This is a genomic window from Aeromonas sp. 30P, assembly GCF_051919805.1.
Classification (GTDB): domain Bacteria; phylum Pseudomonadota; class Gammaproteobacteria; order Enterobacterales; family Aeromonadaceae; genus Aeromonas; species Aeromonas veronii.
In genome coordinates, this window is record NZ_JBQBEA010000001.1 from 3,485,649 (window position 1) to 3,499,475 (window position 13,827).

The following is a 13,827-nucleotide window of genomic DNA, read 5'->3' on the forward strand; positions in this document are numbered from 1 at the left end:
ATTTTGCTCACTTTGCAGGGGCGCTTTCATGCCACAACGCCAGCAAATTGGCCGGAATGGCACCATAACGAAGCTGCGGCGTCTGGTGCCAGTCAGCCAACTTTTGCAGGGCTTTCGCCAGATCCTGTGCAAGCGTGCGGGTCACTCTCACCCCGGCTTCCAGATAGAGGCTCTTGATCTCGAAGATCCCCTGCTGGCGATGGGCCTTGGCATCCATCCTGCCCACCAGCTTGCCACGATGGAGCAAGGGCAACACGAAGTAACCGTATTGGCGCTTGGGGGCCGGGGTATAACACTCGATGCGATAGTCGAAGTTGAACAGATCCTTGGCTCGCTTGCGATCCCACACCAGCGGGTCAAACGGCGACAAGGCGGTGGTATGGGTTGCCTTGAGGGTGCCCGCCTGTGCCCTTGCCAGCTCATCGGCCAGCGAGGCGTGCACAAAGGCGCCGTGCTGCCATCCCTCCACTCGTACCGGCAACAGCTCCCCCTCGTCCGCCAGTTGATGGAGCAGGGCGTCATATTTGCCGCGCCGCAGCCGGTAGTAGTCCGCAACCCAGCCAGTTTTGACCAGCCCCAGCGCCCGGCAGCTGGCGCGCACCATATCCCGCTGCGCCTGCTCGACGCTTGGCAGATCCCGCTGGTCACTCCACTCGGGGATGACCCGCTCGGCAAGGTCATAGACCCGCTGAAAGTTGCGCCGCTCCCGCACCATCAGCTGACCGCTGGTAAATAACACCTCCAGATGGCGCTTCTCCGGCTTCCAGTCCCACCAGCCGTTCCCCTTGCCGGTTGTGCGTTCAAAGTCAGCCGCCCGCACCGGGCCGTGCTGGCGAATGCGCTCGATAAGCTGGCCAATCTCCTGCTGATGGGTAGCGAGCCAGTTGGCCGAAAACTTCCAGCCCATGGCGACGGGGTCGAGCATCCGATGGCGCAACAGCCGGTAATCTTCGCGGGGCACAAAGCAGGCCTCGTGGGCCCAATATTCGAAGATCTCGCCGTCGGCCAGCAGCTGCTCCAGCCAGCTCGGTTCGTACTGGCCAAGCCGGCTGAACAGCACCAGATAGGGGCTGCGCGCCACCACCGAGATGGTATCGATCTGCAGCAGCGCCATGCGGCGAATGGTGGCCAGCAGATCAGCCGGGGTCGCCTTGTTGCGACGGGGGGCAAGCAGCCCCTGCGCCGCCAGTTGCAGATGACGGGCATCTTGCAGTGACAAATGGGTAATCGACATCAACAACCGCTCCCTGGTATCTGGCCATCGCGCGCCCGGCGGATGGCCAACAAAACCGGGGGAGACACCACGCTGGCATGCCTCCCCACCCTTTTTTGCCTGCGCCGCTATGAGTGAGTCGGGGGCAAGACCAGCTGATTGACCACCAGCATGATCTCTTGATAAGTGGCCTCTACCGTCTCGGGGGTCGGCTCCAGAATAAGGTCATCGGCATAGCCGTTGATGAGCGAGGTGATCTGGCGCGCCAGTCGCCGGGCATCGCCCGCCACAAACTCGCCGCTGTCGATCCCCTTTTGCAGGATCTGCTCCAGCACCTCGCGCCACGCCAGAATGATTTTGCGGTAGCTCTCGGCAAATACCGGGTCGCGCAGTGACTCGTTCCAGGCATCCAGATAGATGGCCCAGGAGGCATCCTGACTGGTCGGCAGGTTGTCCCGCACAAAGAGCGGCAACGCTTCGCGGGCTGGCAGCGGCAACAGCCACTCCCGCTGCTCGGCGATCTCCTGATAGGTGAAACGCTCCACGGCGCAGAGGCAGAGCTCCTTCCAATCCTTGAAGTAGTGGTAGACGTGACTGCGCGCCAGACCGGTACGCTCGGCAATATCACGGGTTGACGATGCCGCCATTCCCTTCTCTCGAAACAGGGCCAGTACGGCCTCGATGATCATCTCTTTGCGCTGTTCTGCTGATGGGCGTGCCATCTGACCTCCTGCGATATCAATCGATCTGCTTGACTTTGAGCAGTCGCTCAAACAAACTTTGAGCACTCGCTCAAACTTGGCGTTTCCGACATCTTAGGAGATAACCCATGACAACACCAACCACTTCGGCAGCCTGTTGCGACGAGCAGGCCACGCCGTTGCCACACTCGGCCGGTCGTTCGCTGGGGGCGATTGCACGGGCCAATCCCCTCAAGCTGGCGGGCACCTTCTCGCTGGTGGCCCTCGAAAACATCCTGCTGGTGGTCTATCCCCTGTTCGCCGGCTTTGCCATCGACGCCATCGTCAAGGGCCAGTGGTGGCAGGCTTCAAGCTACGCCCTGATCGTGCTGCTGTTCTGGCTCATCGGCGCCCTGCGCCGAGCGGTCGACACCCGCACCTTTACCCATATCTATGCGGCACTGGCGGTGCCGGTGATCCTGACCCAGCGCCAGCAGCAGGAGGGGCAATCCACCATAGTGGCGCGGGTCACCCTGGCGCGGGAGTTTGTCGACTTCTTCGAGAAACATATCCCGATCCTGGCCACCAGCCTGATCTCCATCGTCGGTGCGGCCGTGATGCTGATGGTGATCGAGTTCTGGGTCGGCATCGCCTGCATGGGGGTATTGCTGCTGTTCGGCCTGCTGCTGCCCGGCTTTTCACGCAAAAACCAGCTGCTGCACGAGCGGCTCAACGATCGGCTGGAACACGAAGTCAAACTGGTCACTCATGCCCAATCAGCCAGCCTCGCCCGCCACTACCGCGCGCTGGCCTGGCTCCGTATCCGGATTTCGGATCGGGAGGCACTCGCTTTTCTGGCGGTCGGCATCAGCGCCTCCCTGCTGTTCCTGCTGGCCATCACCATGCTGATGGCCCAGCCCCAGGTCTCGGCAGGCCATGTCTATGCTGTGATGACCTACCTCTGGAACTTTGTCACCAGCCTGGATGAGGGGCCCGGTCTTGCCGATCAGCTGGCCCGGCTGAGAGATATCGGTCGCCGGGTCAACACCACCCAACCCGATGAACTGATTTGATATTTTGTATCTGTAACCGGAGTAGAAGATGAATCCGACCACCCTTTGCCAACGAGCGTTGACCATGTGCATCAGCTGTTTTTTCCTCACCGCCTGCGGCCCCAAGATGAGCGACTTTGAGCCCAACACCAGCTACTGGTTCAAGGAGAAACCGGCAGAGGAGAGTGCCCCGCTGGCGCAAGACATGAAGGTGGATATCGCCATCATAGGTGGTGGCTACAGCGGCCTCTCCAGTGCCTGGCATCTGGCCAAGGCCAATCCGTCGCTCAAGATCGCCATCTTCGAGGCCAAGCAGGTGGGCAGCGGCGCCTCGGGCCGCAACGGCGGCATGGTGTTGCCGGGCTCCGAGGTGATGGACCTCTACGAAGAGGGGGAAGCGAGCAAGCGCCACTACGATCTCACCGTCGCCAGCATGCGCAAGCTGCAGGCGTTGGTCGCCTCAACCGGCGTCGAGGCCGACCTCAAGCTCGATGGCTATGTGGAGGCGATCCTCGATGAGGAGGATATCGCCGAGTACCGCGACTATGTGAAAACCGCCAATCGCCTCGGCATCCCGCTGCAATACTGGAACGCCGACACCACCGAAGAGAAACTCGGCACCGACCGCTACGCAGGCGCCGTCTACGACCCCAATGGCGGTCAGGTACACGCCATGAAGCTGGTCAACGCCCTGCACAAGGCGGTGGAGCACGCGGGCGTCACCATCTATGAACAGAGCCCGGTTCTCGGGATCAAGGAGGGGAAGCAGATCGAACTGAACGTGGCCGACAAGTACAAGGTGACCGCCGACAGCATAGTGCTGGCGACCAACGGCTATACCTCAAAACTTGGCTACTTCAGCGGCCGGGTCTTTCCGGTGCACGCCCAGAGCGCCGTCACCGAGCCGCTTACCAAAAAGCAGCTGGCCGCCATCCAGTGGCAGAGTCGGGTGCCCTACTACGACACCCGCAACATCCTGTTCCATCTGGTATTGACCCCGGATAACCGCATCGTCATCGGTGGCGGCAATGCCGAGTACGTCTTCAACGATGGCCTCAAATACAAGGGCGATCTCAACCGGGTCAGCGAGATGATGATGACCGAGCTGGTGACCCTCTATCCGGCCCTCAAGGGGATCAAATTTGAGCAGGTATGGGACGGGGTACTCGGCATGACCGGCGACAGCACCGAAGCGGTGGGGGTGATGGGGGCTCACAAGAACATCTACTACACCCTCGGCTACAACGGCCACGGCATCAACCTATCCTTCCTGTTTGGCGACATTGTAGCCAGCCTCTATCAGGGCAAGGAGCATCCCTGGTTCAACCACGCGGAGCAGACGCTGCCGATGTGGCTGCCGCCAGAGCCGTTCAAGTCAATCGGCGTCAAATCTGCCCTGATGTACTACCAGTGGCAGGACAAGGGCTACAAGGAGTAGCGCCGGGCAAAAATCCGACGAGTAACAGACAAAGGCACGCCTCAGGGCGTGCCTTTCTGCAATACCGCCACATCGGCGTGGGGGAAGCAGAGTTCGGCCTGCCAGCTGGCGGCCAGCACCTGAAACGATGCCTCGGCAAAGAAGACGATGTGGGTCGGGTCGTGGCGATAGCGCCAGTTTTTAAACCGCTCGTCACTGAGCACCCGCTGAGTCTGCAGCACCAGCATGCCGCCGGGCTTGAGACAGGCCCACAACCGGTCAAGCACGGCACGCGGTTCGGCAATGTGCTCGATCACCTCGGTACTGGTGATGAAGTCATACTGACGCGTCAGCAACTCGGGAAAGTCGGCATAGAACTTATCATATCCAACCATGTCGTAACCCGCCTCACGCCCCATCGCCACCAGCGCAGGGCCCGGGCCACAGCCAAAATCGAGACCACTGGCAGGTAGCGGCACCCGCGCCAGCACTTCGCCAAAAGCCCGCATCAAAAAAGTGCGATAACGGGGATCATCCACCCGATTGTCGTGACCGTCATAGACCGCCTTCTCCGCCGCCTCATCCAGATGATCCGCCTCATCCAGCCAGACCAGCTCGCACGCGAGGCAGCGATGATAGCGCTTGCCCGCCACCGGCAGAGGATAACTGCGATGGCTGGCACACAGGGGACAGCTGACGGTGGATGACATGGCTATTCCTCTTGGGGGATTCCTGTTGGATAACAGCGGCGCAGATTGCCTGCCCGCTGCCTCGCTGACAACTTTTTTTGCTCCTTAAGGGTTTCTTAAGTTTGCCCTTTTACTCTCAAACCATCGCAAGAGAAGGAGTCACCCATGACCATCGAGATCCAGGCCCCCTACCGATTGCTGCTAGCCAAGTCCCCGCAGCAGGTCATGGCGCTGCAAACCTATATCCAGGCCGCCTACACCCTCGAATTCAACGCCCGCATCCCCCATTTTCTCCCCTGTCTGCTGGGGCTATATCGGGCGGACGGGACGCTGGTCGGTGCCTGTGGTCTCAATCATGCCAGTGAGGGGCCTCTCTATCTGGAACAGTATCTGGAGCAACCCATCGAGGCCGCCATCAACACCCGCCTCGGGGTCTACCCAGCACGCAATCGGATTATCGAAGTGGGCAATCTGGCCTGCAGCGAACCAGGCAATGCCCGCCTGATGTTCGCGGCCCTGTGTCGTCTGCTGTGTGAAAACGCCCTCGACTACGTGGTCTTTACCGGCACGGCCAAGCTGCGCAACAGCTTTGCCCGACTGCAACTCAACCCGGTGGAGCTGGCCCCCGCCCAGGCTCATCAGGTGGGGGCCGACGCCGACGCCTGGGGTGAGTACTACCGCTGCCAACCCAAGGTGATGGTGGGTGACATCAATCAGGGGCGCGAGGTGCTCGCCCAGCGCAGCCTGCTGCTCAATCTGCTGGCCCCCATGCCGACCCTGTTTGAGGATGCCGGCAAGAGCAGTGATAACCAGACCCATCAAAAAAGGTGCGCCCAATGAGCCTGTTCGACGCCATCGCCAAACATGCCCGCGAGAATCCGCAATCCCCTGCGCTGTTGAGCAGCCAGCAGCGCCTCGATTACCAGACCCTGTGGCAACAGATCCAGCGTCTGGCCAGCCAGCTGCAACAGCTCGACATCAGCCGTCTGGCGCTGCAACTGGACAACGGCCTGCCCTGGGCGCTGATGGATCTGGCCTGCACCAAAGCCGGGATCGTGGTCATACCGGTACCCCACTTCTTCAGCCTTGAGCAGCAAGATTGGCTGCTGGAGAGCAGCGGCGCCGATGCGCTGGTTGGCCCGGCTCATCAGGGGTGGCACGCCGCCGAACCGCTCTTGCTGGTCAGCGGCGAACTGCCGCTCTGGCGCCGCACACCGGCAACCCTCCCGGCATTGCCACAGGGCACTGCCAAGATCACCTACACCTCCGGCACCACGGGCCAGCCCAAAGGGGTCTGCCTCTCGCTGGCCAGCATGATGGCGGTGTGCGAATCGCTGGCCGAGCATGTCGCGCCAGCCAAGGTGGAAAAACACCTGACCCTGCTGCCGCTGGCGACCCTGCTTGAGAACCTCACCGGCCTCTATGTGCCGCTGCTGACCGGTGCCTGCAGCCGCATTCCATCTCTCGGGGAGCTCGGCTTCACCGGCTCCAGTTCGCTCAATCCAACCATGCTGGGGGAGGCCCTGCTGCGTTGGCCGACCCACAGTCTGGTGCTGGTGCCCGAACTGCTGCGCCTGCTGCTGGGGCTCTGCACCAGCACACCGACGCTGGCCCAGCAGCTCAAGAGCCTGCGCTTTATTGCCGTCGGTGGCGGCAAAGTAGCACCCGACCTGATCAAACACGCCCGTCAGCTCGGCCTGCCGGTGTATGAGGGATATGGCCTCTCGGAGTGCGGCTCCGTGGTGGCGCTCAACAGCCCGGATGCTGACAAGCCCGGCAGCGTCGGCCGCCCCCTGCCCCACACCCGGGTCACCATCGCCAGCGACGGCGAAATTATGGTGAGCGGCAGTGCCATGCTGGGCTATCTCGGCAGCAACGAACCGACTCCCGAACAGATTGCCACTGGCGAACCTTCTGCCACGCAGATCGCCACAGGCGATCTGGGTCATCTTGATGATGAGGGCTACCTCCATATCACCGGGCGCAAGAAGAATGTCCAGATCACCGCCTTTGGCCGCAACTTCTCCCCAGAGTGGGTGGAGGCCGAAGCACAGCTCTGCCCCGCCATCGCCCGCATCGTGGTCTTTGGTGATGGTCAGCCCGCCAACGTGGCGCTAATCCAGCCCCTGCCGGGGAAAGAGGCGGATCTGCCCCGCCAGATCGCCGGTCTGAACCAGCGGCTGCCCGATTATGCCCGCCTGCACCACTGGTTGCCGGTGGCACTCGACCAGCATCCCGGCCTGCTGACCGCCAACGGGCGCCCCCGTCGCAACGAGATTTACCAACACTTTTCCCGGCAAATCAGCCAATGCCTTACAGGAGAATCGTCATGAGCTTCTACCAGACTCTGCAACAAGCCACTGCTCAGGAGCGTGAGCATCTGTTCAACGCCCCCATTATCGAAGCCTGTCGCCGTGGCGATATCAGCCGTGACACCTATCTCGCCTTTCTGGCACAGGCTTACTACCACGTGCGCCACACAGTTCCGCTGCTGATGGCAACCGGTGGCAAGCTGGGTCAGGAGTACGAGTGGGTGCGTGGCGCCCTTGCCGAGTACATCGACGAGGAGTATGGCCATCAGGAGTGGATCCTCAACGATATCCGCGCCTGTGGCGGTGATGCCGAGGCGGTGCGCCACGGCCAGCCCGGGCTGCCCATCGAGCTGATGGTGGCCTTCCTCTACGACCAGATCCAGCGCGGCAACCCCATGGGCTTCTTCGGCATGGTACAGGTGCTGGAAGGCACCAGCGTGGCCATCGCCCTCACCGTCGCCGACCAGCTGAAAAAGGGTCTCGGCCTGCCACCCCAGGCGATGAGCTACCTGAGTTCCCACGGCGCCCTGGATCAGGAGCACCTCAAGTTCTTTGAATCCTTGATGGATAAGGTCGAGAGTCCGGCGGATCAGGCCGCCATCCTCCACGGGGCCAAGGTGGTCTACCGCCTCTATGGCGAGATGCTCTACAACCTCACCGCCACACCGTAAGTCGGCAGCAGATCAGCAGACAGCAAAAAGGGAACCCACACCATGAACCTTGAAGGAAAACTCGTGCTGCTCACCGGCGCCAGCGGTGGCATAGGTGAGGAGCTGGCGCAGGAGCTGGCGGCCCAGGGGGCACACCTGCTGCTGCACGGTCGTCGCGGCCCGGCACTGGAGCGGCTGTGCAAGTCACTGCCTCATCCCGAGCGCCATCAGGTGGTGCTCGCCGACCTCGGCTCTGCGCAGGATCGGGCCAAGCTGTTGCAACACCCTGCGCTGGAGGACGGGATCGACATCCTGATCAACAACGCTGGCTGCAACCAGTTTGCCTGGCTGGAAGATCAGAGCTTCGAGCAAGTGGAGCGCCAGCTGCTGCTCAATATCGAGGCGCCCATCCAGCTCACCCGTGCCCTGCTGCCAACCATGCGCAAGCCGGGGATCATCATGAACATGGGGTCGAGCCTGGGCAGCATCGGCTACCCCGGTTACAGCGTCTACTGCGCCAGCAAATTTGCCCTGCGCGGCTTTAGCGAAGCGCTGGGACGGGAGCTGGAGGGGAGCGGCATCAAGGTGCTGCACTTTGCCCCCCGCGCCACCCGCACCAAACTCAATTCCGAAGCGGCTTACGAGATGAATGCAGCGCTCGGCACCCAGACCGACAGCCCGCAGGAGGTGGCCGAAGAGGCTGTCATCGCCCTGTGCAACGAAACCCGCCGCAGCTGGCTCGGCTGGCCGGAAAAACTGTTCGTGCGGCTCAACGCCCTGCTGCCCGGCATTGTCGACAAGGCGCTGGCCAGACAGCTGCCGATCATCAAACGTTATGCCCGTCATCTTCAGCCAAGGACGGCTGATGCCGGCGCAAACAGTGCGCCACAACCAGACTTGTCCCGCCCGATCCCGACCAAGAAGGAGCATTAATATGAACTTTTTCCGTCAATCAGTGACCTCTTGTGCCATCGCCATCCTGCTGGGGTCCTCCTCGGTCATGGCCGCGGGTGATGCCCTCGTCCCCATCCAGCAACAGTGGGCCGTCTGCCAGTATCAACAGACCGGCAAGGCGAAAGAGAGCTGCCTCGAAACCCTGAGCACCCGGGCCGAAGCGGCCAGCGCCAAGGAGCCCTTTCGCGCCGATCTGCTGATCTGGTCGGCCATCGTCAAGAGCACCTGGGCTGGCGCCAAGGGCGGGCTGGGAGCGCTGGGGCTGGTGAAAGAGGCCAAAGCCAAGCTGGAGCTGGCGCTCAAGCAAGATCCCAAGGCGCTGGATGGCTCTGCCTACACAAGTCTGGGCTCCCTCTACTATCAGGTGCCCGGCTGGCCGGTCGGCTTTGGCGATGACGAAAAGGCAGAGCAGCTGCTCAAGCAGGCGCTGGCCATCAATCCGGATGGCATAGACCCCAACTTCTTCTATGGCGACTTCCTGCTGGATCAGGGTCGCAAGGCCGAGGCCAAAACCTATCTCGACAAGGCGCTGGCCGCCCCGGCCCGCCCGGGTCGCGAAGTGGCCGATGAAGGGCGCAGAATGGAGATCCGCGATCGGCTGGCCAAGCTATAAAACCCTGATGGATCAAAGAACTATTTAAACTCTGCCCACCAGCTTGCATACTGGTGGGCAGGGTTGTTTATGCCACGGCACGCCCTGGCGCTGAGCCAGATCGCCACACCCAACAAACAGGGAGAAAAGAATGCGGATCCTGCTGGTGGAAGATGATGTGATGCTGGGGGATGGTATGCAGGATGCACTGCGCCATAGCGGCTACACGGTGGACTGGCTGCAACAGGGGTTGCCCGCTCTGGCAGCCCTCAAGAGCGACGAGTTCGCCGCCCTGATCCTCGATCTCAACCTGCCCGACATCGATGGCCTCAGCCTGCTGCGCAAGTTGCGGCGAGAGGGCCACCAGCTGCCGGTGCTGATCCTCACCGCCCGCGATGCGCTGGACGATCGGGTGGTCGGTCTCGATGCCGGCTCCGACGACTACATGGTCAAGCCCTTCGCCCTGCAGGAGCTCAACGCCCGTCTGCGCGCCCTGGTTCGCCGCAGCAAGGGGCAGGCACAGGCGATACTGGAGTATGGCGACATCCTCATCTATCCCGAATCCCAGCAGGTCACCTATCAGGGGGAGGCGGTCAAACTCACCCCCATGAATACAAGTTGCTGCAGGAGCTGATCAGCCAGAGCGGCCGGGTGCTGAGCAAGGATCAGCTGCAACAGAGCCTCTACGGCTGGGATGAAGGGGCCGAGAGCAACGCGGTAGAGGTGCATATCCACCATCTGCGCAAGAAGTTCTACAGCGACCTCATCCGCAATATTCGCGGGGTCGGCTACATCATTCCCCAGCTCGAACAGCCAAGCCGGACACCCGCACGATGAAACGTCCCCGCTCCATTCGCCGCTTTCTGCTCACCGGTATCCTGACGCTGGTGAGCCTGAGTCTTACCATCAGCGCCTTTATTGGGTACATGGAGGCGAGCCACGAAATGGAGGAGCTGTTTGATGCCCGCCTCGCCCAGTCGGCCCGCATCACCAATCAGCTGCTGGCTCGCTACATGGCCCAGCAGGGGCAACTGCCCGCCAACGGCACCGTCTATCAGGAGTGGGAGGCGCAAAATCCCGATGAGTGGCAAAAAGACCCCAGCCTCAACCTGACCGGCGAGGATCGGGAAATCACCCCCTACGGCCACGAGTTCGAACGCAATCTCTACTTCCAGCTGCTCGATGAGAAAGGCGGCCTGCTGCTGCGCGCCCCCAGCGCCCCGGAGCAGCCGCTGGTCACCCTGGCCATCGGCTTCGACACGGTCGAAAAAGATAATCACCAGTGGCGCACCTTCACTCTCTACAACCAGCAGGAGCAGACCTGGCTGGTGGTGGCCGAGCGGGACGACGAGCGCAGCGAACTGGCCAGCAAGATGGCCACCCTCACCATGCTGCCGCTGCTGATCACCCTGCCGTTCCTGCTGGCCCTGCTCTGGTGGCTCATCACCCGCGGGCTGGCCCCCCTGCGTCAGCTGGCCCAGGCCATCAGTGAACGTCACCCCGCCAACCTGAGCCCGCTCAGCCTCAAGATAAGCGCTCAGGAGCTGACCCCCCTCACCAACGAGATCAACCGGCTGATGCAGGCGCTGGCGGAGACCATAGAGCGGGAGAAACAGTTTACCAACGAGGCGGCCCACGAGCTGCGCACCCCGCTGGCGGTGCTGCGGATCCACAGTGAAAATGCCCTGGCTGCCGAAGATGAAGTGAGCCGCCAGCAATCCCTGCACAAGATGCTGCAGGCCCTCGACCGCAGCGATCGGCTGATCCGCCAACTGCTGACCCAGGCCCGTATCGACAACCAACAGGGGCTGGTATTGACCGAGCTGGAGGTGGGCCACCTGCTGCAAGGCACCCTGGCAACGCTTGCTCCTATAGCGCTCAAGAAGGATCAGCAACTGTCGCTGGAGTGTGAATTGCCGCAGCTGGTGATGGGGCAGGCCACCCTGCTCGAACTGCTGTTCAGCAACCTGATCGACAATGCGCTGCGCTACACCCAGCCGGAGGGCGAGATCAGGGTGCGGGTACTGCGAGAGGGCAACCGGGTGAGGGTGGATGTGAGCGACAACGGCCCCGGCATTCCCGCCAGCGCCTTGCCCCGGCTGTATGAACGCTTCTTTCGGGTCAATCCCCAGCAGGGGGATGGCGTCGGCCTTGGCATGGCCATCGTCTCACGCATCGCCCAGTTGCACGGCGCCGACCTCGATGTCCACAACCGACCGGAAGGGGGACTGGAGGTGAGCGTGTTACTCCCGCTGCCGCCGGCAAGATAAGCGATAAGTAAAGAGCCCGCGATGCGGGCTCTTTACTTTCAATGACAATCTGGCTGCACGGTAAAGGTTCGACTGGAGTCCACCGGGCCCAGCTCCGCCAGCAGACGTCGGCCCAGCAGCACCGGATAGATCATCTTGCTGCGATCCCGCAGGGTGAACCACTCCTCATACACCTTGTCCCCCAGACAGATGGACATGGTCACCGTTGGCCGCTGCTCCATGCCGCCCGCCCCGCGCACCGTCACGCTGCGCTCGACCCGCCGCTCGAACTGCTGTTTGACCAGCTTGCCGCTGTCGGCATCGGTCACCACCAGCATGAAGCGCACCCAGGGCTTGCCATCCCGTTTGAATCTGGTGATGGAGCGTGCATCGAGGGAAGAGGTGAGCGCCCCGGTGTCGAGCTTCATCTTCACCGCCACGCCGGTAGGCAAAATAAGCCCCTTCTCGATCCAGCCATAGCTGGTCGGGGTCTCAGCCAGCGCACTGCCACACAGTGCCAGCATCAAGGCGATCCCCACCATCATCTTGCCCATTTTACTGCCCTGCCTTGTCAATCCTGCGCCCAGATCTACCACAGTCCCATTGTGGGTCAATCCGATTTATTTCAGCTACTTGGATAATATCTGGCGGGTCAGGAGAGAGACGACAAAGAGTGGCCGAACGGCGGCCCAAGCGGGCGGGAATATCGAAGGAGAGCAAGGCACCGAACGGTGCTGGATGAAGCTGGTGGTTAACCTCAGGTTGTGACGCCAAAGGCTACCACAAGGATTTACATATTATCAGTCTTGTTCTGAAGGGATTTTTGCCTACACTGTTGTAAACCGGAGGGCCTGAAAACCACCGGTTTTTTTGCGCCTGCCGAAAATTTGCCACTGCAAAAGTGACTTTCAACAAGGCTCAATAAGGAATTTGTAATGCGTATCGAAGAAGACTTGAAGCTCGGTTTCAAGGATGTCCTGTTCCGCCCCAAGCGCTCTACTCTCAAGAGCCGTTCCCAAGTAAGCCTGACCCGTCAGTTCACCTTCAAACACACTCAGACCCAATGGCAAGGCGTACCCGTCATCGCCGCCAACATGGATACCGTCGGCAGCTTCGCCATGGCGCGCACGCTGGCCGGTTTCGAGATGATGACCGCGGTACACAAGCACTACAGCCTTGAGCAGTGGCAAGCTTTCGTCAACGAGACCGATCCGGCACTGCTGGGCCATGTGATGGTCTCCACCGGCACCTCGGCTGAAGACTTCGCCAAGACCCGCCAGATCCTCGCCATGTCCGAAGCGCTGCGCTTCATCTGTATCGATGTGGCCAACGGCTACTCCGAACACTTCGTCGAGTTCGTGCGCAAAATTCGTGAAGCCTGCCCCAACCACGTCATTCTGGCGGGCAACGTGGTGACCGGCGAGATGGTCGAAGAGCTGATCCTCTCCGGCGCCGACATCGTCAAGGTTGGCATCGGCCCGGGCTCCGTCTGTACCACTCGCGTCAAGACCGGCGTCGGTTATCCGCAGCTCTCCGCCATCATCGAGTGTGCCGATGCGGCCCACGGCCTCGGCGGCCAAATCGTCGGTGACGGCGGCTGCACCTGCCCGGGCGACGTCGCCAAAGCCTTCGGCGGTGGCGCCGACTTCGTCATGCTGGGTGGCATGCTGGCAGCCCACGAGGAGTGCGGTGGCGAGATCGTCGATGTAGACGGCGAACCCTTCATGAAGTTCTACGGCATGAGCTCCTCCAGCGCCATGGACAAGCACGCCGGCGGCGTCGCGGAATACCGCGCCTCCGAGGGTAAAACCGTGCTGCTGCCCTACCGCGGCCCGGTCGAGAACGCCGTGCGCGACATTCTGGGCGGCGTGCGCTCCACCTGTACCTACGTGGGCGCCAGCCAGCTGAAAGAGCTCACCAAACGCACCACCTTTATCCGGGTTCGTGAGCAAGAGAACAACGTCTACGGCAAGGAGTAACCTGCCACAGACCGCCGTCACGCGCTGACGGTTAGAAGCC

13 protein-coding genes and 1 pseudogene are annotated in these 13,827 nt (G+C 61.7%); 10 read left to right on the top strand and 4 right to left on the bottom strand.

What is annotated here, in order from left to right:
* Nucleotides 1-7: 7 nt before the first annotated feature.
* Both ACTG2B_RS16150 and ACTG2B_RS16155 read right to left on the bottom strand, forming a co-directional pair.
* Nucleotides 8-1,234, bottom strand: a complete 1,227-nt coding sequence (locus ACTG2B_RS16150) for a winged helix-turn-helix domain-containing protein (protein ID WP_439996408.1) — start codon at nt 1,232-1,234, stop codon at nt 8-10.
* A 107-nt stretch (nt 1,235-1,341) separates the two neighbouring features.
* Nucleotides 1,342-1,935 (bottom strand): TetR/AcrR family transcriptional regulator, encoded by a 594-nt coding sequence (locus ACTG2B_RS16155; RefSeq protein ID WP_203118632.1) that lies wholly within the window; start codon nt 1,933-1,935, stop codon nt 1,342-1,344.
* A 107-nt stretch (nt 1,936-2,042) separates the two neighbouring features.
* Between ACTG2B_RS16155 and ACTG2B_RS16160 the strand changes: the two genes are divergently transcribed.
* Both ACTG2B_RS16160 and ACTG2B_RS16165 read left to right on the top strand, forming a co-directional pair.
* Nucleotides 2,043-2,966 (top strand): ABC transporter six-transmembrane domain-containing protein, encoded by a 924-nt coding sequence (locus ACTG2B_RS16160; RefSeq protein WP_439996410.1) that lies wholly within the window; start codon nt 2,043-2,045, stop codon nt 2,964-2,966.
* Between the two features lie 28 nt (nt 2,967-2,994).
* Nucleotides 2,995-4,383 (top strand): NAD(P)/FAD-dependent oxidoreductase, encoded by a 1,389-nt coding sequence (locus ACTG2B_RS16165; protein WP_439996412.1) that lies wholly within the window; start codon nt 2,995-2,997, stop codon nt 4,381-4,383.
* Between the two features lie 41 nt (nt 4,384-4,424).
* On the opposite strand, the gene ACTG2B_RS16170 is transcribed toward ACTG2B_RS16165, so the two are convergent.
* Nucleotides 4,425-5,072 (bottom strand): class I SAM-dependent methyltransferase, encoded by a 648-nt coding sequence (locus tag ACTG2B_RS16170; protein WP_429116611.1) that lies wholly within the window; start codon nt 5,070-5,072, stop codon nt 4,425-4,427.
* Between the two features lie 144 nt (nt 5,073-5,216).
* Between ACTG2B_RS16170 and ACTG2B_RS16175 the strand changes: the two genes are divergently transcribed.
* The 7 genes and pseudogenes from ACTG2B_RS16175 to ACTG2B_RS16205 all read left to right on the top strand — a co-directional run bounded on the left by ACTG2B_RS16175 (nt 5,217) and on the right by ACTG2B_RS16205 (nt 11,829).
* Nucleotides 5,217-5,891: a thermostable hemolysin gene (locus tag ACTG2B_RS16175; RefSeq protein ID WP_163129349.1), complete on the top strand. Its 675-nt coding sequence runs from the start codon at nt 5,217-5,219 to the stop codon at nt 5,889-5,891.
* Entirely contained in the window at nt 5,888-7,384 is a 1,497-nt protein-coding gene (locus tag ACTG2B_RS16180; RefSeq protein ID WP_439996414.1) for an AMP-dependent synthetase/ligase, read from the top strand. Before ACTG2B_RS16175 ends, ACTG2B_RS16180 begins: the two co-directional genes overlap by 4 nt.
* Nucleotides 7,381-8,034, top strand: coding sequence for a TenA family transcriptional regulator (locus ACTG2B_RS16185; RefSeq protein WP_429195825.1), 654 nt, complete (start codon nt 7,381-7,383; stop codon nt 8,032-8,034). Before ACTG2B_RS16180 ends, ACTG2B_RS16185 begins: the two co-directional genes overlap by 4 nt.
* A 42-nt stretch (nt 8,035-8,076) precedes the next feature.
* Nucleotides 8,077-8,946, top strand: a complete 870-nt coding sequence (locus tag ACTG2B_RS16190; protein WP_421339225.1) for an SDR family oxidoreductase — start codon at nt 8,077-8,079, stop codon at nt 8,944-8,946.
* Between the two features lies 1 nt (nt 8,947).
* Nucleotides 8,948-9,580 (top strand): tetratricopeptide repeat protein, encoded by a 633-nt coding sequence (locus tag ACTG2B_RS16195; RefSeq protein ID WP_203118643.1) that lies wholly within the window; start codon nt 8,948-8,950, stop codon nt 9,578-9,580.
* A 130-nt stretch (nt 9,581-9,710) separates the two neighbouring features.
* Nucleotides 9,711-10,396, top strand: a pseudogene (locus tag ACTG2B_RS16200) (response regulator).
* Complete coding sequence (locus tag ACTG2B_RS16205) at nt 10,393-11,829, top strand: ATP-binding protein (protein ID WP_335811849.1); 1,437 nt, start codon at nt 10,393-10,395, stop codon at nt 11,827-11,829. Before ACTG2B_RS16200 ends, ACTG2B_RS16205 begins: the two are co-directional and overlap by 4 nt.
* A gap of 38 nt (nt 11,830-11,867) precedes the next feature.
* On the opposite strand, the gene rloA3 is transcribed toward ACTG2B_RS16205, so the two are convergent.
* Nucleotides 11,868-12,362 (bottom strand): retropepsin-like aspartic peptidase RloA3, encoded by a 495-nt coding sequence (gene rloA3 / locus ACTG2B_RS16210; RefSeq protein WP_100653120.1) that lies wholly within the window; start codon nt 12,360-12,362, stop codon nt 11,868-11,870.
* 381 nt (nt 12,363-12,743) lie between these two features.
* Here rloA3 and ACTG2B_RS16215 point away from each other — a divergent pair, with 381 nt between their 5' ends.
* A complete protein-coding gene (locus tag ACTG2B_RS16215; RefSeq protein WP_439996418.1) occupies nt 12,744-13,787 on the top strand; it encodes a GMP reductase in 1,044 nt (347 codons plus the stop codon).
* Nucleotides 13,788-13,827 lie beyond the last annotated feature (40 nt).

Excerpts from the sequence above, each read along its gene's own strand:
- ACTG2B_RS16205 (WP_335811849.1), top strand. The coding sequence starts at position 10,393 with ATGAAACGTCCCCGCTCCATTCGCCGCTTTCTGCTCACCGGTATCCTG.
- ACTG2B_RS16155 (WP_203118632.1), bottom strand. The coding sequence starts at position 1,935 with ATGGCACGCCCATCAGCAGAACAGCGCAAAGAGATGATCATCGAGGCC.
- ACTG2B_RS16175 (WP_163129349.1), top strand. The coding sequence starts at position 5,217 with ATGACCATCGAGATCCAGGCCCCCTACCGATTGCTGCTAGCCAAGTCC.
- ACTG2B_RS16180 (WP_439996414.1), top strand. The coding sequence starts at position 5,888 with ATGAGCCTGTTCGACGCCATCGCCAAACATGCCCGCGAGAATCCGCAA.
- ACTG2B_RS16195 (WP_203118643.1), top strand. The coding sequence starts at position 8,948 with ATGAACTTTTTCCGTCAATCAGTGACCTCTTGTGCCATCGCCATCCTG.
- ACTG2B_RS16185 (WP_429195825.1), top strand. The coding sequence starts at position 7,381 with ATGAGCTTCTACCAGACTCTGCAACAAGCCACTGCTCAGGAGCGTGAG.
- ACTG2B_RS16215 (WP_439996418.1), top strand. The coding sequence starts at position 12,744 with ATGCGTATCGAAGAAGACTTGAAGCTCGGTTTCAAGGATGTCCTGTTC.
- rloA3 (WP_100653120.1), bottom strand. The coding sequence starts at position 12,362 with ATGGGCAAGATGATGGTGGGGATCGCCTTGATGCTGGCACTGTGTGGC.
- ACTG2B_RS16165 (WP_439996412.1), top strand. The coding sequence starts at position 2,995 with ATGAATCCGACCACCCTTTGCCAACGAGCGTTGACCATGTGCATCAGC.
- ACTG2B_RS16150 (WP_439996408.1), bottom strand. The coding sequence starts at position 1,234 with ATGTCGATTACCCATTTGTCACTGCAAGATGCCCGTCATCTGCAACTG.
- ACTG2B_RS16190 (WP_421339225.1), top strand. The coding sequence starts at position 8,077 with ATGAACCTTGAAGGAAAACTCGTGCTGCTCACCGGCGCCAGCGGTGGC.
- ACTG2B_RS16160 (WP_439996410.1), top strand. The coding sequence starts at position 2,043 with ATGACAACACCAACCACTTCGGCAGCCTGTTGCGACGAGCAGGCCACG.
- ACTG2B_RS16170 (WP_429116611.1), bottom strand. The coding sequence starts at position 5,072 with ATGTCATCCACCGTCAGCTGTCCCCTGTGTGCCAGCCATCGCAGTTAT.